Origin of the sequence: Martelella alba, assembly GCF_005217455.1 — a bacterium.
Lineage (GTDB): Bacteria > Pseudomonadota > Gammaproteobacteria > Enterobacterales > Enterobacteriaceae > Acerihabitans.
The window spans coordinates 106,220-123,465 of the sequence record NZ_SZPQ01000010.1 but is presented as its reverse complement, the minus strand read 5'-3'; the positions used below and the strand labels follow the sequence as shown (position 1 = coordinate 123,465).

At 59.0% G+C, this 17,246-nt stretch carries 18 protein-coding genes; 15 read left to right on the top strand and 3 right to left on the bottom strand.

The annotated features are described in order from the left end of the window. The first annotated feature begins 5 nt into the window (after nt 1–5). The 4 genes from fdx (at nt 6) to sseB (ending at nt 2,923) form a co-directional block, all read left to right on the top strand. Nucleotides 6–338 carry an ISC system 2Fe-2S type ferredoxin gene (gene fdx, locus FCN80_RS09140; protein ID WP_136989854.1) on the top strand — a complete coding sequence of 111 codons (333 nt, stop codon included), beginning with the start codon at nt 6–8 and terminating at the stop codon, nt 336–338. A gap of 6 nt (nt 339–344) precedes the next feature. Next, entirely contained in the window at nt 345–545 is a 201-nt protein-coding gene (gene iscX / locus FCN80_RS09135; RefSeq protein ID WP_136989853.1) for a Fe-S cluster assembly protein IscX, read from the top strand. A 208-nt stretch (nt 546–753) separates the two neighbouring features. Further along, nucleotides 754–2,058, top strand: coding sequence for an aminopeptidase PepB (pepB, locus tag FCN80_RS09130; RefSeq protein ID WP_136989852.1), 1,305 nt, complete (start codon nt 754–756; stop codon nt 2,056–2,058). A 73-nt stretch (nt 2,059–2,131) separates the two neighbouring features. Continuing rightward, nucleotides 2,132–2,923: an enhanced serine sensitivity protein SseB gene (gene sseB, locus FCN80_RS09125; RefSeq protein WP_136989851.1), complete on the top strand. Its 792-nt coding sequence runs from the start codon at nt 2,132–2,134 to the stop codon at nt 2,921–2,923. A gap of 52 nt (nt 2,924–2,975) precedes the next feature. Here sseB and sseA read toward each other — a convergent pair whose 3' ends face one another. Then, nucleotides 2,976–3,833: a 3-mercaptopyruvate sulfurtransferase gene (sseA, locus tag FCN80_RS09120; protein WP_136989850.1), complete on the bottom strand. Its 858-nt coding sequence runs from the start codon at nt 3,831–3,833 to the stop codon at nt 2,976–2,978. A gap of 437 nt (nt 3,834–4,270) precedes the next feature. Between sseA and ndk the strand changes: the two genes are divergently transcribed. From ndk to FCN80_RS09070, 10 genes are all read left to right on the top strand, one after another. Then, a complete protein-coding gene (ndk, locus tag FCN80_RS09115) occupies nt 4,271–4,705 on the top strand; it encodes a nucleoside-diphosphate kinase (protein WP_136989849.1) in 435 nt (144 codons plus the stop codon). Nucleotides 4,706–4,871: 166 nt separating this feature from the next. Continuing rightward, nucleotides 4,872–6,050 carry a dual-specificity RNA methyltransferase RlmN gene (rlmN, locus tag FCN80_RS09110; RefSeq protein WP_136989848.1) on the top strand — a complete coding sequence of 393 codons (1,179 nt, stop codon included), beginning with the start codon at nt 4,872–4,874 and terminating at the stop codon, nt 6,048–6,050. Between the two features lie 71 nt (nt 6,051–6,121). Further along, nucleotides 6,122–6,871, top strand: coding sequence for a type IV pilus biogenesis/stability protein PilW (gene pilW, locus FCN80_RS09105; protein WP_136989847.1), 750 nt, complete (start codon nt 6,122–6,124; stop codon nt 6,869–6,871). After that, on the top strand, nt 6,861–7,889 hold the full coding sequence (rodZ, locus tag FCN80_RS09100; RefSeq protein WP_136989846.1) for a cytoskeleton protein RodZ: 1,029 nt from the start codon (nt 6,861–6,863) through the stop codon (nt 7,887–7,889). Before pilW ends, rodZ begins: the two co-directional genes overlap by 11 nt. Nucleotides 7,890–7,917: 28 nt before the next feature. Further along, nucleotides 7,918–9,039, top strand: coding sequence for a flavodoxin-dependent (E)-4-hydroxy-3-methylbut-2-enyl-diphosphate synthase (gene ispG / locus FCN80_RS09095; RefSeq protein WP_136989845.1), 1,122 nt, complete (start codon nt 7,918–7,920; stop codon nt 9,037–9,039). A 135-nt stretch (nt 9,040–9,174) separates the two neighbouring features. Further along, nucleotides 9,175–10,449, top strand: coding sequence for a histidine--tRNA ligase (hisS, locus tag FCN80_RS09090; RefSeq protein WP_136989844.1), 1,275 nt, complete (start codon nt 9,175–9,177; stop codon nt 10,447–10,449). Nucleotides 10,450–10,462: 13 nt separating this feature from the next. Then, nucleotides 10,463–11,086, top strand: coding sequence for a YfgM family protein (locus FCN80_RS09085; protein ID WP_136989843.1), 624 nt, complete (start codon nt 10,463–10,465; stop codon nt 11,084–11,086). A gap of 10 nt (nt 11,087–11,096) precedes the next feature. After that, on the top strand, nt 11,097–12,278 hold the full coding sequence (bamB, locus tag FCN80_RS09080; RefSeq protein ID WP_136989842.1) for an outer membrane protein assembly factor BamB: 1,182 nt from the start codon (nt 11,097–11,099) through the stop codon (nt 12,276–12,278). A 280-nt stretch (nt 12,279–12,558) separates the two neighbouring features. Next, nucleotides 12,559–14,025: a ribosome biogenesis GTPase Der gene (gene der / locus FCN80_RS09075; protein ID WP_136989841.1), complete on the top strand. Its 1,467-nt coding sequence runs from the start codon at nt 12,559–12,561 to the stop codon at nt 14,023–14,025. Nucleotides 14,026–14,138: 113 nt separating this feature from the next. Then, entirely contained in the window at nt 14,139–14,360 is a 222-nt protein-coding gene (locus FCN80_RS09070) for a zinc ribbon domain-containing protein (RefSeq protein WP_136989840.1), read from the top strand. A gap of 85 nt (nt 14,361–14,445) precedes the next feature. Here FCN80_RS09070 and FCN80_RS09065 read toward each other — a convergent pair whose 3' ends face one another. Together FCN80_RS09065 and FCN80_RS09060 are read right to left on the bottom strand one after the other, a co-directional pair. Next, nucleotides 14,446–14,898: a GNAT family N-acetyltransferase gene (locus FCN80_RS09065; RefSeq protein WP_136989839.1), complete on the bottom strand. Its 453-nt coding sequence runs from the start codon at nt 14,896–14,898 to the stop codon at nt 14,446–14,448. Nucleotides 14,899–15,097: 199 nt separating this feature from the next. Further along, nucleotides 15,098–15,616 (bottom strand): Lrp/AsnC family transcriptional regulator, encoded by a 519-nt coding sequence (locus FCN80_RS09060; RefSeq protein WP_136989838.1) that lies wholly within the window; start codon nt 15,614–15,616, stop codon nt 15,098–15,100. A gap of 94 nt (nt 15,617–15,710) precedes the next feature. On the opposite strand from FCN80_RS09060, the gene FCN80_RS09055 reads away from it, so the two are divergent. Further along, nucleotides 15,711–17,228, top strand: coding sequence for a pyridoxal-phosphate dependent enzyme (locus FCN80_RS09055; protein WP_136989837.1), 1,518 nt, complete (start codon nt 15,711–15,713; stop codon nt 17,226–17,228). Nucleotides 17,229–17,246: the final 18 nt, after the last annotated feature.

Sequence of the window (17,246 nt, the reverse complement as noted above, 5' to 3'; positions counted from 1 at the left end):
TATCAATGCCGAAAATAGTTTTTTTACCGCATCAGGAACTCTGTCCGGCGGGTGCGGTTTTGGAAGCGGAGTCCGGCGAGACTATCCTTAATGTCGCCTTGCGCAATGGCATCGAAATCGAACATGCCTGCGAGAAGTCCTGTGCCTGCACGACTTGCCATTGTCTGATTCGGGAAGGTTTCGGCTCGTTATCCCCCAGTAGCGAGGAGGAAGACGATATGCTCGACAAGGCCTGGGGACTGGAGCCGGAAAGCCGGCTTGGCTGCCAGGCGCGGGTGGCCGGCGATGATCTGGTGGTGGAAATTCCCCGCTATACAATAAACCATGCGCGCGAGTAACCGCTTATGAGTCTGAAATGGACGGACAGCCGGGCCATCGGCGAGGCCCTGTATGACCGCTTTCCGGATATCCATCCGCAAAGCGTGCGCTTTACCGATTTGCATCGCTGGATTTGCGAACTCGATGATTTCGACGATGATCCGCAGGCGTCCAGTGAAAAAATTCTTGAAGCCATTCTGCTGGTTTGGCTGGATGAAGCGGACTAGGTATCGACAATCCGTCCGCGCGGACCGTTTTTTCATCGCTGTGCGGGCAAGTACAGCGTTGGCTTTATCAACACAACATCGCTCAAACAGCGGCAAGACCGCCCGCGTTGTCCAGGGGGCCTGGCGGATCAGGCTTGGGCGGCGGGCAGTGGACCCGGGGCAGTTTGCCGGATAAGAGTGTACCAATAACAACTACCGGAGCCAGTTTATGACAACCGAAACAATGCCGGTTATGCTAACAACCCTGCCGGCCGATCCCCGTTGGGGGGAAAAGGCGTCGCTGAGTGTCGGCGATCGGGGAATGACCATCCACCTCGCCGAGGAAAACGCGCTGACGGATATCCAGCGCGCGGCGCGTAAAATCGATGGTCAGGGCATCAAACATGTCCAATTGGAGGGGGACGGCTGGGATCTTGAGCGCTGCTGGGCATTCTGGCAGGGCTATCGCGGGCCGAAGGGGCAGCGGAGCGTGGTCTGGCCGGAACTGGCGGAAGCGGCCCGGCGCGAATTGGACAACCGTCTGCAAGTCATCGACTGGGTCAGGCACACCATCAATACCCCGGCGGAAGAATTGGGGCCGGAACAACTGGCGCAACGGGCGGTGGATATACTGAGCCTGGTGGCCCAGGACGCCGTTAAATATCGCATCACCAAAGCCGACGATCTGCGCGACAACGGCTATATGGGACTGTATACCGTCGGTCGCGGGTCGGATCGGCAACCGGTGCTGTTGTCCCTTGATTACAATCCGAGCGGCAACCCGGACGAGCCGGTATTGGCATGCCTGGTGGGCAAAGGCATCACGTTCGACAGCGGCGGCTATAGCCTGAAACCCAGCAACTTCATGGATTCGATGAAATCCGACATGGGCGGCGCGGCCACCGTAACCGGCGCCCTGGCGCTGGCCGTCGCCCGTGGACTTAAACAGCGCGTGCGCCTGTATTTGTGCTGCGCCGACAATTTGGTCAGCGGCACCGCTTTCAAACTGGGCGATGTCATCCGCTACCGCAACGGCAAGAGCGTGGAAGTCATGAATACTGACGCCGAGGGGCGGCTGGTGTTGGCCGACGGCCTGATCGACGCCTCGGCCAAACATCCCCGTATGATTATCGACGCGGCCACCCTGACCGGCGCGGCAAAAACCGCGCTGGGTAATGATTACCATGCGTTGTTCAGTTTCGACGACACCCTGGCGCAATCGCTGCTCGAGAGCGCCGCGCAGGAAAACGAGCCCTTCTGGCGCTTGCCGCTGGCGGAATTTCATCGCGGCCAACTGCCGTCCAGTTTCGCCGACCTGAGTAATGTGGCGGGTGCGGCTTATACCGCCGGCGCCAGCACCGCCGCGGCCTTCTTATCGCATTTCGTCGAGAACTACCATCAGGGATGGCTGCATATGGATTGTTCCGCCACCTACCGTAAAAGCGCCGTCGATCTCTGGTCCGCCGGCGCCACCGGGTTGGGTGTGCGAACCCTTGCCAATCTGCTGTTGGCCAAGGCGGACGAAGCCGAGTGACGATGAAGGGCGAATGCGGGCCGCTGCCGCAAGGCAAACGCGCGCGGGCGACGAAAACTGTGCGGAGAATAACATGGCATCACAGGACAATGCGCTGGAGCAGGCACTGAAGCGGGCGGCCGATGAACCGGCATATCGGCCGGCTTTTTTCGCGTTGCTGCTGGAATCGACCGTGTTCGTTCCAGGCGAAAGCGATGACGGTTGGATAGCCGGCGCGGCCCGCCAGAGCGGTGAACAACCGGTGGATCTGCAACATTGGGAAAAAACGGACGGAACGACGGCCATACCGTTTTTCACTTCGCCGGAGGCATTACAGCAGGCGATAACCACACCGCAGCCGTATTTGGCGCTACCGGCCCGCAATCTGTTTGCCATGACCGCCGGAGTGGAACTGTTTCTTAACCCACGGCTGCCCTACGGTAAGGCTTTTAGTCCCGATGAAATCGCCGCGTTGCTGATGAACGGCGGCAATGCGTTGACCGAGCAGGAAATCCTTGAGGGAGAAGCCCGTTTCACGCTAAGCGACTCGGGGGAAAAACCGGCGCAGATGGTTAACTCGCTCAGCCGGTTGCTGGCCGGCCACAAAGAAGTTCGCCGGGCGTTTATGGTCCAGATTCGCGATGAGCCCGAGGACCCGCCCCATTGGCTTATCGGCCTGGAGTGCGATGACAATGCCGAGGCGATAATCGACGCCGTGGGGCAGGTCGCCACCGACACCGCCGCCGATGGAAAGCCCGTGGATCTCTGCCTGGTGGCCCAGAACGAACCGGGCATCAGCCATTATTTCCTGCACCACGCCGCGCCTTTCTATGAGCGCAAGTGGGGAAGCTGGCTGGAGGATCTGCGCCAAAGCGACCCCGCCTGAACCCTTGCCCGGCGCCAACGGCGCTGGGCCGCGCAGGCGTTTTTTTCGCGATTTATCCCTTGTCGCCCAGGGCGACGGGCAAATCTTTTCCGGCGCCCCATTCGCTCCAGGAGCCGTCGTACAACGCCACATCCTGGCGACCCAGCGCGGTTAGCGCCAGCACGACCACCGCCGCCGTGACCCCCGAGCCGCAACTGGCCACGACGGGCTTGTCCCAAACCAGCCCCGCCTCGGCGAATAACCTTCGCAACTCGCTGTTTTCCTTTAACGCCCCATCGCGCACCAGGGCATTCCAGGGCATATTCAGGCTGCCGGGGATATGGCCGCCGCGCAGGCCGGGGCGGGGTTCGGGCGTTTGACCGCTGAAACGATCGGCGGCGCGGGCATCGATGATTTGCGCCGAGTGATCGGCGAGGATCCCGAGGATATCCTGCGCGGTTTTCACGCGATCTGAAGCCGGCCGGACGCGGAATACGCCCCGACCGACCGAGACCGGCCCTTGCGCCAGCGCCAGACCGGCCCGCTGCCAGCCGGCCAGGCCGCCGCGCAGCAGGGAAACACGCGGCGCCCCGGCGGCCACATGCAGCATCCACCAGGCGCGCGGCGCTGAAAACAACGAACCGTCATCATAGACCACCAGATGCTGTTCGTCGCCGACCCCCAGCGCTTCCATGGCGTGGGCGAAAGTGGCGGGCGAGGTCAGCATATGCGGGAACGGGCTGGCGCGATCGGACAAGGCTTCGATATCAAACAGCACCGCTCCCGGCACATGACCGGCCAGGTATTCGCTATGCAGATCACGGGGACCCTGATAGCCGGGCGGCAACATCGGCGCGGCCAGCACGCGGACTCCCGGATCCTCGATCCGTGCCCGCAGCCACTCGGGTGAAACAAACAAAGACGTTGTCATGACATTACTCCGCTTATGGGCCGGCCGGCAGAAGAATGCCGCCCTGTCCGGAAAATAGGGCCGCGTTTCACTGCCCTGGAAGCATTGCGGAACGCGTCAACGTCATTGTCGGCGATCCGGCGGGCGGCGACAAGCGGAGGGCCGATGCAGGCGTTCGCCGATGCTGGTTGTAAATTCAGCGCGTTGTCGCGTTTTTATGCTGACAACGGCCGTTTTTTTAGTGAGAATGTAACAGCCCGTTGAAAAATAGGGAGTAAGATCGGCTTTTTTTAACGTTATGTTGCAATTGTGATAGGCAAATGCTTCTTCAATCCCTATAATTTGCGCCACTCCAACAGGCCGACATGAAAATGACATACCCTCAATATGTTACGCGGCATCGCGAGGTATGACGGGGGTAGCCCGGCCGTCCGTTAAATTTGATATTAGAGGTTGTTATGGCGATAGAACGTACTTTTTCCATGGTAAAACCCAACGCGGTGGCCAAAAATGTTATCGGGTCGATCTATGCGCGTTTTGAAAGCGCCGGTTTCACCCTGGTTGCCGTGAAAATGCTGCAACTCACCCGCGAGCAAGCCGAGGGCTTTTATGCCGAACACCGCGGTAAACCCTTTTTTGACGGACTGGTGGAATTCATGACTTCCGGCCCGATTATGGTCCAGGTGCTGGAAGGGGAAGACGCCGTGCGCCGCAATCGGGAAATCATGGGCGCCACCAATCCGGCCAATGCCTTGGCGGGGACTTTGCGCTGCGATTACGCCGACAGCCTGACCGCCAACGCCGTACACGGCTCGGATTCGCCGGAGTCCGCCGCGCGGGAAATCGCCTATTTCTTCAGCGATGATGAAGTGCATTCGCGCCCGCGCCAATAACCCTCGCAAACCTTGTAAAAAAGCGTCGGCGATGCTTTCAAGCAGCGGCGCTCTGCGCTAAAATCTACCCCCTATGCGCCCCGGATGAGGCGGTAATACGCACTCGGCCGGGGCATTTCTTTATCTTTCCTGCGCCATAACGTGTAATAACGAGGCCTTCAAGACAATGTCAGAGCAATTTGTACCCGAAATACCCGCTGCGGCGGCGGATAACGCCAGCCCCGAATCTTCCGATCAGAAACTGAACCTGCTGGATATGAATCGCCGGCAGATGCGGGATTTTTTTGCCGATCTCGGCGAAAAGCCCTTTCGCGCCGATCAGGTGATGAAATGGATTTATCACTATTGCTGTGACGATTTTGATCAGATGACCGATATCAACAAACCTTTGCGGGCCAAACTCAAGGCATTGGCTGAAATTCGCGCGCCGGAAGTGGTCAGTGAACAACGTTCCGCCGACGGCACCATCAAATGGGCCATCGCGGTCGGCGGCCAGCAGGTGGAAACCGTATACATTCCGGAAGACGATCGCGCCACCCTCTGTGTTTCGTCCCAGGTGGGGTGCGCCTTACAGTGTACGTTCTGCTCCACCGGCCAACAGGGCTTCAACCGTAATTTGCGGGTGTCGGAAATTATTGGCCAGGTATGGCGCGCGGCCAAAATCATCGGCGCGGCCAAAGTGACCGGCCAGCGGCCCATTACCAATGTGGTGATGATGGGCATGGGCGAACCCTTGCTCAATATGAGCAATGTGGTGCCGGCCATGGAAATCATGCTGGACGATTTTGGTTTCGGCCTGTCGAAGCGGCGGGTGACGCTGTCGACCTCCGGCGTGGTGCCGGCGCTGGACAAACTGGGCGATCTTATCGACGTGGCGCTGGCGATATCGCTGCATGCGCCCACTGACGCCATCCGCGACGAGATCGTTCCGCTCAACAAAAAATACAATATCGAGACATTCCTGTCCGCCGTGCGCCGCTATCTGAACAAATCCAACGCCAACCAGGGGCGGGTGACGGTGGAATATGTCATGCTGGATCATGTCAACGACGGCACTGAGCACGCGCATCAGTTGGCGGCGTGCCTCAAGGACACGCCATGCAAAATCAATCTGATTCCCTGGAATCCGTTCCCTGGCGCGCCTTATGGCCGCAGTTCCAATAGCCGGGTGGATCGGTTCGCCAAAGTCTTGATGGAATATGGTTTTACCACCATTGTGCGCAAGACGCGCGGCGATGATATTGACGCCGCCTGTGGCCAGTTGGCCGGCGACGTTATTGATAGGACCAAGCGGACCTTGCGCCAGGGTATGGCGACACGGCCTATCGAGGTAAAAATAGTATGAGTGGCCGCTGGCCGAGGGAACCGGCCGGCGTGGCGGATTAACCGAATCTTCACAGGAAATTGGAGACAGGCATGACGCTTAGACGGTTAACTGGAGTATTATTACTTTTCGGGTTACTCAATGGATGCGCCGGGGACCGGCAGGATACCGATGTTTCCTCCTCGTCCGCTCAAACGCGTTTGCAACTGGGAATGGAATACCTGGCGGCGAACAACCTTGATGCGGCCCGGCAAAATCTGGAGAAGGCCGTGAAAAGCGCCCCTGCGGACTACCGCGCCCAACTGGGCATGGCCCTCTATGAGCAGCGGATCGGCGAAAACGCCGCCGCGCGGGAACGTTATAACCTGGCGATGAAGCTGGCGCCGCAAAACGCCACTGTTCTGAATAATTACGGTGCGTTTTTATGTGGTTTAGGGCAGTATGTAGCGGCGCAACAACAGTTTGCCGCGGCGGCGCGGGCGACGGATTACGGCCAGGTCGCCGACAGTCTGGAACAGGCTGGTTATTGCTTTTTCAAGGCCGGCCAGAATGACGAGGCGCGACTGTTACTCGGACGGGCGCTAAAATATGACCCGGAAAAAGGCGCGGCGTTGCTGGCGGAAGCAGACCGGCAGTTCGGTGAAGGGAATAGCGACAAAGCACAACTATTATTGAGTGTATACCAGCATATCCTGCCGGCGAGCGCCGACAGTTTATGGTTACAGATTCGTTTCGCTGCGTTAGCGGGGCACCACAATGACGTTAAACGTTATGGCGCACGGCTTGCGCGAAGTTTTCCACAATCTAAACAGTACCAGCAGTTTCTAGCTAATGAATACTGAAGCCCTCCAAGATCAAGCAGCAGTAACAACGACAGGCGCGCGCCTGCGTCAGGCCCGTGAACAAATGGGACTCAGCCAGCAGGCTGTGGCCGAGCGGCTATGCCTCAAATTATCCACGGTAAAAGAGATAGAAGAGGACAAGGCCAATCCGAATCTGGCCTCCACTTTTTTACGGGGTTATATCCGCTCTTATGCCCGGTTGGTTCACGTTTCCGAAGAAGAGATCCTGCCGATGATGGCGAAACAGGCGCCGGTCCGGGCCTCCAAGGTCGCGCCGATGCAGACCTTCGCTCTCGGTAAAACCCGCAAGAAACGGGACGGCTGGTTAATGGGATTTACCTGGCTCATCCTGTTTGTCGTGGTGGGCCTGACGGGGGCGTGGTGGTGGCAGAACCACCAGGCGCAACAGCAGGATATTTCCAATATGGCGGACCAAGCCTCCAAAGCCGGCCAGAATGGCGCGGGCGATGCGGACAATGCCAGTGCCGCCGCCTCTGAACCCGGCGATGAAGGCGCCGCCAACGAGACCGGGCAGCCGCCGGCCGATCAAAATCCGGCCGATACCGGGTCCGCCGCCGCCTCCACCGCGCCGAGCGCTTCCGCCCCGGCGCAGGATAACGCCGACGCGTCTTCGCCCACGGGCACGGCGCAAAATACCACCTCGCCGGTGGTATCGCCTTCCGCGCCGTCGCCCGCGTCAACTTCCGCCGCCCCGGCCTCAACGGCCGACACAGGCGCCGGCTCGGCTACGGCGGCCACCGACGCAGCGGACGCCAACGGTCTGGTGATGAATTTCAGCGCCGATTGCTGGCTGGAAGTCTTCGACGCCACCGGCAAGAAGTTGTTTAGCGGCACGCAACGCAACGGCGGCAAGCTCACGCTGACCGGCCAGGCGCCTTTCAAACTTCGCATCGGCGCGCCGGCGGCGGTACAAATTCAGTATCAGGGCAAACCGGTGGATTTGAGCCGTTTTGTCAAGACCAATCAGGTTGCACGACTCACCATAGCCGCTAATTAAGCAGCATGGGCATTTATGGAGAGAGGTAATGCAGACTAACGCACCCATCAAACGCCGGAAATCGACCCGAATTTATGTCGGCAACGTGCCGGTAGGGGATGGCGCGCCCATTGCCGTACAATCGATGACCAATACCCGCACCACCGACGTCGAGGCGACGGTACGGCAAATCCATGCGTTGGAACGTGTCGGCGTTGATATCGTTCGCGTTTCGGTGCCCACCATGGAGGCGGCGGAGGCGTTCCGTCTCATTAAGCAGCAAATTAACGTGCCGCTGGTGGCCGATATCCATTTCGATTACCGCATCGCGCTGAAAGTGGCGGAATACGGCGCGGACTGCCTGCGCATCAACCCGGGCAATATCGGTAATGAAGAGCGCATCCGCGCGGTGGTCGATAGCGCCCGCGACAGGAATATACCCATCCGGATCGGGGTCAATGCCGGTTCACTGGAACGGGATCTCCAGGAAAAATACGGCGAACCCACGCCGCAGGCCTTGCTGGAATCCGCCATGCGGCATGTGGATATCCTCGATCGCCTCAATTTTCATCAGTTCAAAGTCAGCGTTAAGGCCTCGGATGTTTTCCTGGCGGTGGAATCCTATCGTCTGTTGGCGTCGCGCATCGACCAGCCCCTGCATCTGGGCATCACCGAGGCGGGTGGCGCCCGCAGCGGCGCGGTCAAATCCGCCATCGGCCTTGGCCTGCTGTTGAGCGAGGGCATCGGCGATACCTTGCGGGTCTCTCTGGCGGCGGATCCGGTGGAGGAAGTTAAAGTCGGGTTCGATATACTCAAATCCCTGCGCATCCGTTCGCGCGGCATCAATTTTATCGCCTGCCCGACCTGTTCGCGCCAGGAGTTTGATGTGATAGGCACGGTGAACGCGCTGGAACAGCGGCTGGAAGATATTGTCACGCCCATGGATGTTTCCATCATCGGCTGTGTGGTCAATGGTCCCGGCGAGGCGCTGGTTTCCACCCTCGGCGTGACCGGCGGCCATAACAAAAGCGGTTTTTATGAAGACGGCGTGCGTCAGCGGGAACGGTTCGATAACGACGCGATGATCGATCAGTTGGAAGCGAAAATCCGCGCCAAGGCGGCCATGCTGGACGAAAATAAACGCATTGTCGTCAATTTGATAGACAAGTAACACATTACCCGACGGGTTCCAAGTCGCGGCGCGGCGGCGATCGGGCGGATTCTCCGGATTCCGGCCGGGGCGATGCCAAGGCGGGCGGTTAGCGCCGGCTTGAATCATAAAGGGTCTATAACCTAAGAGAATCACATGGCGAACAACATCCAGGCCATTCGCGGCATGAACGACTATTTGCCGGAAGAAACGGCAATCTGGCAGCGTATCGAAGGTATACTCAAGGATGTGCTGGCAGGTTACTGCTACAGTGAAATCCGGTTGCCCATCGTCGAGCTGACTCCCCTGTTTAAACGTGCTATCGGCGAAGTGACCGATGTTGTGGAAAAGGAAATGTACACCTTCGAGGACCGCAATGGCGACAGCCTGACGTTGCGTCCGGAAGGAACGGCCGGTTGCGTTCGCGCCGGCATCGAACACGGCTTGCTTTATAATCAGGAGCAACGCTTGTGGTATATCGGCCCGATGTTCCGTCACGAAAGACCGCAAAAGGGCCGCTATCGTCAGTTTCATCAGCTTGGCGCCGAGGTCTTCGGCTTGCAGGGGCCGGATATCGATGCGGAGTTGATTTTGCTTTGCGCCCGCTGGTGGCGGGCGCTGGGCATCGCCGAGCATGTGTCCCTCGAACTCAATTCCATCGGTTCCCTCCAGGCGCGTGTCAAGTATCGCGAGGCCCTGGTGGCCTTTTTGGAAAAACATCGCGACGTGCTCGATGAAGACAGCCGTCGGCGCATGTACGCCAACCCCTTGCGGGTCCTGGATAGCAAAAACCCCGATGTCCAACGACTGCTGGACAATGCGCCGGTGCTGACCGATTACCTGGACGACGAATCTCGCGAGCACTTTACCGGATTGTGTGAACTTTTGCGGCAAGCCGGCATCCCATATACGGTTAATCCGCGTTTGGTGCGCGGTCTCGACTATTATAACCGGACGGTATTCGAATGGGTCACCACCAGCCTGGGCGCGCAGGGTACGGTGTGCGCCGGCGGCCGTTATGATGGCTTGGTGGAACAACTGGGCGGGCGCGCCACGCCGGCGGTGGGGTTCGCCATGGGTCTGGAGAGGCTGGTGCTGCTGGTGCAGTCTGTTAATCCGGATCTTAAACCTTGCGCGACCGTGGATGTGTATCTGGTTGCTTCCGGCCAGGGCGCGCAGGGGGCGGCCATGGGGCTGGCGGAGCAATTGCGCGATGCCATGCCTGCCTTGCGGTTGATGACCAACCAAGGCGGCGGAAATTTCAAAAAGCAGCTCGGCCGCGCCGACAAATGGGGCGCGAAGCTGGCCTTGCTGTTGGGAGAAGATGAAGTCGCCTCGCACAAGGTCGTGGTGAAAAATCTGGCCACCGGCGACCAGGAAACGGTGGCCCAAAGCGAAATCGCGGCGCGTCTGGCATCGTTATTGGGTTAAGGAGAAGGGCAGCGTGGAAATCTATAGTACGGAAAACGAACAGCGCGATGCGTTGATGCGTTTTTTCAGGGATAACGGCAAAGCGCTGGCCATCGGGGTGGTCATCGGCGTCGCGGCGTTGCTGGGCTGGCATTATTGGCGCAGCCATCAAAGCGACAGTATGATGAGTTCGTCGGCGGCCTGGCAACAGGTCACTACGGCGTTGAGCGACAATGCGGATTCGCGCCATGTCGAGGCGGCGCAGAAGTTTGCCGATGATAACAACAATAACTACGGCGCCCTTACCTCAATGGATTTGGCCCGTTATTACGCCGATAAAGGCGATTTCCCCGCAGCGCAGCGGCAGCTTGAGAAGGCGTTGGGACAAACCGGCGAGGAAAATCTGCAAACGCTTATCAAACTCCGGCTGGCTCGTGTTCAGCTTCAGGCGAAAAACGCCGATGGCGCGCTGCAGACCCTAAACGGGGTTAAGCAGGCGGCCTGGTCGGCGCTGGCGGATGATATCCGCGGCGACGCACAATTGCAGAAAGGCAACGGCCAGGCGGCGCGCGACGCTTATGATAAGGCGTTGAAGGCCAACCCGCCACAGGCGTTGCAAGCCTTGTTGCGTATGAAACTGAATAATCTGTCCAGCTGAGAGGGACCCCATGCAATTGCGTAAATCATTATTTGTCGGGCTGGTTTCCTTGACTCTGCTCGGCGGTTGTTCGTGGTTCAGCGGCGAAGAAGATGTGGTCACCATGTCGCCCTTGCCGAAAGTGGAAAATCAGTTCCAACCCACCGTCATCTGGAGCAAGTCGGTGGGCGACGGCTCCGGCGAATACTATGCCAACCTGCGTCCGGCCTGGCAGGATAACCGGGTTTTCGCCGCGGATCGCTTTGGCGTCGTGAAGGCGCTGGATATCGATTCGGGTAAAGAAATCTGGTCGGTAAACCTCTCGGAAAAAACCGGGTTCTTTTCCCGTAATCTGTCCGCGTTATTGTCCGGCGGCATCGCCGCGGCGGGCGATAAAATCTATATCGGCAGCGAGAAAGCGACGGTTTATGCCCTGAACGCCGCGGACGGCACCGTTGCCTGGCAAACGAAAGTGGCTGGGGAAGCGGTGTCGATGCCGGTGGTCAGTGACGGTCTGGTCTTGATTCATACCGGCAACGGTATGTTGCAGGCCCTTGACCAGTCCGACGGCACTATCAAATGGACCGCCAATCTCGATATGCCGCCATTGACCCTCCGGGGCGAATCGTCGCCGGCCACGGCTTTCGGCGCCGCCATTGTCGGCGGCGACAACGGGCGCGTCAGCGCCGTATTGCTGGCCCAGGGGCAGATGATCTGGCAGCAGCGGATTTCCGCCGCCGCCGGCGCGACGGAAATCGCCCGGCTCAATGACGTGAACATGACCCCGGTAGTGGTCAACAATGTGGTTTACGCGCAGGCTTACAACGGTAATCTCGCCGCGCTGAATCTGCGTTCCGGCCAGATCATCTGGCGACGCGAGATCGGTTCGGTCAACGATCTGGTTGTGGATGGCAACCGCATTTATGTGGTGGATCAGGACGATCGAGTCATCGCATTGGATACCCAGGGCGGGGTGATTTTGTGGCGGCAAAGCGCGCTGCTGCACCGCAACCTGACCTCGCCGGTGTTGTTCGACGGCTATCTGGTCGCTGGCGATGCCGAGGGGTATCTGCACTGGATGGATACGGATGATGGGCGCTTTGTGGCGCAGAATAAAGTCGACAGTTCCGGTTTACTCAGCAAACCGGTGGTTGCCGGCACCAAACTCCTGATCCAGGCCAGGGGTGGCGAGGTTTACGCCTTTACCCGTTAAGTCGCGCTATTGCCCGCCGATCTGCCCGGACGGCGGGATCACAACGGCTCCTGACATGTTCAGGGGCCGTTGTGTCTTAATGTCATCGTCATACTTCACGTTGCCTCTTTGCGGGCGGCGTTCGCCCTCCCCAGTCACCGCGTTAGCCATGGGACTGGGGTACGGTGGGGGATATCCGGTCTCTCGCCGGAGGCCCGCCGCAATGCAACTCGACGTATTTAAATATATAATCGGCGTCAATTCACGCTGAACACGTTTTTTATTGAATGAGGTTGTCACAATGGTACCTGTCGTCGCGCTGGTCGGGCGCCCGAACGTGGGAAAATCCACTTTGTTTAATCGTTTGACGCATACCCGCGATGCGTTGGTGGCGGATTTCCCCGGGCTGACGCGCGATCGCAAGTACGGTCGCGCCGAGTGGGAAGGGCATGAATTCATTGTTATCGATACCGGCGGCATCGACGGTAACGAGGAGGGCGTGGAGACTCGGATGGCCGGACAATCCCTGCTGGCCATCGAAGAGGCGGATGTCGTCTTGTTTATGGTGGACGGCCGCGCGGGTTTGATGCCGGCCGACACTGGTATTGCCAAGCATCTGCGCAGCCGCGAGAAAACCACGCTGGTCGTGGTCAATAAAACCGACGGTATCGATGCCGACAGCGCGGTCGGGGATTTTTACTCTCTTGGTCTGGGGGAGGTGTACGCCATCGCCGCCTCGCACGGTCGCGGCGTCGGCAGTCTGTTGGAATACGCCCTGATGCCGCTGTTGCCGGCTAATCCCGCCGACGATGCCGCAAACGCCGGGGAGGCCTGGCCGGAGGAGGGCGGCGAAGATCCGGCGCTTGCCGAGGAAGAGGATTTCGATCCGCAAACGTTGCCGATTAAACTGGCGATTGTCGGCCGGCCCAATGTGGGCAAGTCCACGCTCACCAACCGGATCCTCGGCGAGGAGCGGGTGGTGGTATACGATATGCCCGGCACGACGCGCGACAGCATTTATATCCCCATGTTGCGCGACGAGCGGGAATATGTGCTCATTGATACCGCGGGAGTGCGCAAGCGCGGCAAGATTACCGAAACCGTGGAAAAATTCTCGGTCATCAAAACGCTGCAGGCCATTGAGGACGCCAATGTCGTGCTGCTGGTAATTGATGCCCGTCAGGGCATCTCGGATCAGGATCTGTCGCTGTTGGGCTTTATCCTTAATAGCGGGCGCTCGCTGGTGATTGCGGTCAACAAATGGGATGGCCTTAGCCAGGAAATCCGCGACGAGGTCAAGGAAACCCTGGATATGCGCCTGGGGTTTATTGATTTCGCCCGGGTGCATTTCATTTCGGCGCTGCATGGCAGCGGCGTCGGTAATCTGTTTGAATCCATCAATGAGGCTTATCAGTGTTCCACTCGACGGGTGAGCACCGCCATGCTGACCAAAATCCTGCAAATGGCGGTCAGCGAGCATCAGCCGCCGTTGGTTCGCGGGCGACGGGTTAAACCCAAGTATGCCCATGCCGGCGGTTATAATCCGCCGATTGTGGTCATTCACGGCGGCCAGGTAAAGGATTTGCCGGATTCTTATAAGCGCTATTTGATGAATTATTTTCGGCGTTCATTGCAGATCATGGGCACACCGATTCGCATTCAGTTTAATGAAGGGGGAAACCCCTTTGCCGGACGCCGCAATACGCTCACCCCCAATCAAATGCGTAAGCGCAAGCGGCTGCTAAGCCATATCAAAAAGAGCAAGTGAGTGCTTGCCTGGGTCACCCCGCGGCACATGGGTCGTCACGAAGGTCAGAACGAAATTGAACCGCCCTGGATGCAAGGTACCAGGTTGAATTAAAGCTTGGATGAGGAGGGGTAATGGAAGAGCGCTGTCCGGTATGCCAGCACGTGTTGTCCCGTCATGGGGAGACATTTCATTGCGCGTTTTGCCACCGCCGATTTCTACGACAAGCCCTGTGTCCTGATTGCGGCAGACCGCTGGAAAAACTGATCGCCTGCGGCGCGGTAGATTATTTTTGTCCGCACGGCGACGGTTTGATTTCCAAAAAACGGGTATCCTTTAATTTCGTTGCGCAATGAACCGCCGAAACGGCGATCCCCATCCCCCTCGACCTGCCCATTGACCGGCGATCATGACCGGTCTTAACGGCAGCCCGGCGGCGGATCAACGTTGATAAATAATGAAATCGGTTTTGATGGCGACTTTATCGTAAAGGGCCATGGCGGTTTTATTGCTGGTTTGGGTCATCCAGTAAACGCTGGCCTTGCCGGTTCGATCGGCCCGTTCGTAAACCTTTTCGATCAGTTGCCGGCCGATACCGCGTCCGCGCGCGGACTCTTCCACAAACAGATCTTGCAGATAAACCACCCGATCCTGATACCAGCCATGATCATGAATGATGCAATTCACCAAACCGACGAGCTGCCCGCGATATTCCGCCACAAAGGCGAACATATCCGGATAGCTGTCGTCCGCCAGCCGTTGGAAGGTGGCCTCGTACAGCGCATCGTCGCGAATGGTGGAATAAAAGCGGAGGTAGCGACGCCACAGTTGCTTCCACGCATCCTTATCGTTTGGCGCGATGGGTCGGATTATAATTTCGCTGTTGGCCGGCATATGCGTCTCTTTGGTTAAAGCCCGTCACCGTGTTCCCTGCGCCGCCGCCCGTCACTGCCGGTGGTGCAATGGAGACGTTAGCGGCAAACCGGCTGGCCTGTCAATTGTTCCCGACGGCAAATTTCCCCCGCCATGCCGCCGCCAAAGAGCGGTTCCACGTCACCGGCAAACACCTTAACGCCATTTTACCTCCAGGAAGTCATTCCGGCTCCGTGGCCATCGGCAGCAGATTGCCGGATTTAACCCTATCCATCACTACCCAGGTGGTAAAACTGCGGACATTATCGTCTGACATAATCGCGGTTTGGGTAAATTGCTCATAGTCTTCCAAATCGCGGCAGACCACCAGCAAGATGAAATCGTATTCGCCAGTGACATAAAAACACTGCTGAACCATCGGTTGTTTCAACATGGCTTGTTTGAATGACCTGATGTGTTCGTTGCGCTCATGCAGTAAATCGATACCCACCAGGCAGGTGACCGGAAATCCCAGCGCCCGTGCGTTGAGCGTGGCGGTTTCGGCCTCGATTACCCCGGCGGCGCGCAGTCGTTTCAATCGCCGCTGCACGGCGGCGGCGGACAATCCCACCTCTTCGCCAATCCGCTCGGCAATCTGCCGGGTATCGTGCTGCCAGTGCGCCAGAATACGGCGATCCAGCGCATCGATCGCCGCAGTGGCGTGGTTCTTTTGCGGCTTGGCCGCGTTTTTATCGCTCATTGTGAGGTTTCCCCGCGGAAAATGGCTTCAATATGCCGTTAGCCACGCTATTCGCGCGGTTAAACTAACATATCATTGAACAGAGGAGAGTGGTATGGCGGATGTGTTGACGATTGTGACGGGGGAAGCACCGATATTAACCAGACCGGCGCAGCCGGTGGCGGCCATAAACGCGGACGTGCTCCGGCATATTGACGGCTTACAGGCGACGCTTTGCGCTTTCCGGGAGCGGCATGGCCACGGCCGGGCCATGGCCGCGCCGCAAGCCGGGATCGGCCTTAGAATTATCGTCGCGCAGTTGGGCGGGCGGCCCATCGCCATGATCAACCCGCATATCACCTGGCGCAGCGGAGAGATGCAAGAGGTTTGGGATGACTGTCTTAGCCTGCCGTCGATAGCGGTGAAAGTGCTGCGACACATGAGCATCAGCCTCGCCTGGCTGGATGAACGCGGCCGCGAACGGCATTGGCAGCATTTGCCGCCGGACATGGCGGAGCTATTCCAGCACGAGATTGATCACCTTGATGGCATACTGATGACCGCGCGGGCCATGGATGACCGGGCAATCCGGTCCGCCGGGGAAGGCCGGCGGCTGATTGACGGCCAGCGTCCCGTCCATCGCCTGAGCCTGGAGCGCATCGGCCAGGCCGCCCGAATATTGGACCCGGTATTCCGCCAAACGCCGCAATACGAATGTCCGTCGTTGTCGGCCAGACTGGGCTGCCGGACGGTACTGAAAGTCGAAACGCTTAACCCGCTGCGCTGCTTTAAGGGGCGGGGCGCCGGCTTTCTGCTGGCCCAGGCGGCGGCGCGCGGCGAATCGCGGCCCCTGGTGACGGCCAGCGCCGGCAATTGGGGCTTGGCGCTGGCCTACCACTGCGCCCTGCAAGGGCGGCCGTTGACAGTGTTTACCGCGCTGAACGCCAATCCCGCCAAACTGGACGCCATACGCTATTATGGCGCCGATATCCGTCAGACGGGCCATGACTTTGACAGCGCCAAGGCTCAAGCCAGGGATTATAGCGCGCAAACCGGCGCCTGGTTCGTGGAAGACGGTTTCGAGCCTAACGTCAGCGAAGGCGCCGGCACTATCGCCGTGGAACTGCTGGCCGGCGGCGATCATTACGATGCGGTATTTGTGCCGGTGGGTAATGGCGCGCTGATAAGCGGCATGGCCCGCTGGCTTAAGGCCTCGGCGCCGGATATCCGGGTCATCGGCGTATGTCCCCGCAACGCGGACGCCATGTACCGCAGTTGGCTGACCCGTCGAGTGGTCAGCAGCCTTGAGGCGCATACCAAAGCCGACGGTCTGGCGGTGCGGGTCCCGGTACCGGAAGCCTTGGAGGATATGCGCGGCGTGGTGGACGATATCGTTTTGGCGAACGAGGAACAGATCGCCCTGGCTGCGCATTACGCCCTGAAATATGCCGGCCTCATTCTGGAGCCTTCCGGTGCCGCGGCCTTGGCCGGCATATTGGCGTATGCCGGCAAAATTGCCTCCGACAGCCGGGTGGCCGCGATATTGACCGGCGCCAATCTGAATCCGTCGCTGCCCAATGCCCTGCATGCCATTGATGACGCGTCCCCGGCTCCCGCCCGCCTCGCGCAATAAAAACGGGCGGTGCCGCGA

What these genes read in the sequence shown, in the direction of transcription:
- fdx (WP_136989854.1), top strand. Translation starts at nt 6, where the DNA reads ATGCCGAAAATAGTTTTTTTACCGCATCAGGAACTCTGTCCGGCGGGT.
- iscX (WP_136989853.1), top strand. Translation starts at nt 345, where the DNA reads ATGAGTCTGAAATGGACGGACAGCCGGGCCATCGGCGAGGCCCTGTAT.
- pepB (WP_136989852.1), top strand. Translation starts at nt 754, where the DNA reads ATGACAACCGAAACAATGCCGGTTATGCTAACAACCCTGCCGGCCGAT.
- sseB (WP_136989851.1), top strand. Translation starts at nt 2,132, where the DNA reads ATGGCATCACAGGACAATGCGCTGGAGCAGGCACTGAAGCGGGCGGCC.
- sseA (WP_136989850.1), bottom strand. Translation starts at nt 3,833, where the DNA reads ATGACAACGTCTTTGTTTGTTTCACCCGAGTGGCTGCGGGCACGGATC.
- ndk (WP_136989849.1), top strand. Translation starts at nt 4,271, where the DNA reads ATGGCGATAGAACGTACTTTTTCCATGGTAAAACCCAACGCGGTGGCC.
- rlmN (WP_136989848.1), top strand. Translation starts at nt 4,872, where the DNA reads ATGTCAGAGCAATTTGTACCCGAAATACCCGCTGCGGCGGCGGATAAC.
- pilW (WP_136989847.1), top strand. Translation starts at nt 6,122, where the DNA reads ATGACGCTTAGACGGTTAACTGGAGTATTATTACTTTTCGGGTTACTC.
- rodZ (WP_136989846.1), top strand. Translation starts at nt 6,861, where the DNA reads ATGAATACTGAAGCCCTCCAAGATCAAGCAGCAGTAACAACGACAGGC.
- ispG (WP_136989845.1), top strand. Translation starts at nt 7,918, where the DNA reads ATGCAGACTAACGCACCCATCAAACGCCGGAAATCGACCCGAATTTAT.
- hisS (WP_136989844.1), top strand. Translation starts at nt 9,175, where the DNA reads ATGGCGAACAACATCCAGGCCATTCGCGGCATGAACGACTATTTGCCG.
- bamB (WP_136989842.1), top strand. Translation starts at nt 11,097, where the DNA reads ATGCAATTGCGTAAATCATTATTTGTCGGGCTGGTTTCCTTGACTCTG.
- der (WP_136989841.1), top strand. Translation starts at nt 12,559, where the DNA reads ATGGTACCTGTCGTCGCGCTGGTCGGGCGCCCGAACGTGGGAAAATCC.
- FCN80_RS09070 (WP_136989840.1), top strand. Translation starts at nt 14,139, where the DNA reads ATGGAAGAGCGCTGTCCGGTATGCCAGCACGTGTTGTCCCGTCATGGG.
- FCN80_RS09065 (WP_136989839.1), bottom strand. Translation starts at nt 14,898, where the DNA reads ATGCCGGCCAACAGCGAAATTATAATCCGACCCATCGCGCCAAACGAT.
- FCN80_RS09060 (WP_136989838.1), bottom strand. Translation starts at nt 15,616, where the DNA reads ATGAGCGATAAAAACGCGGCCAAGCCGCAAAAGAACCACGCCACTGCG.
- FCN80_RS09055 (WP_136989837.1), top strand. Translation starts at nt 15,711, where the DNA reads ATGGCGGATGTGTTGACGATTGTGACGGGGGAAGCACCGATATTAACC.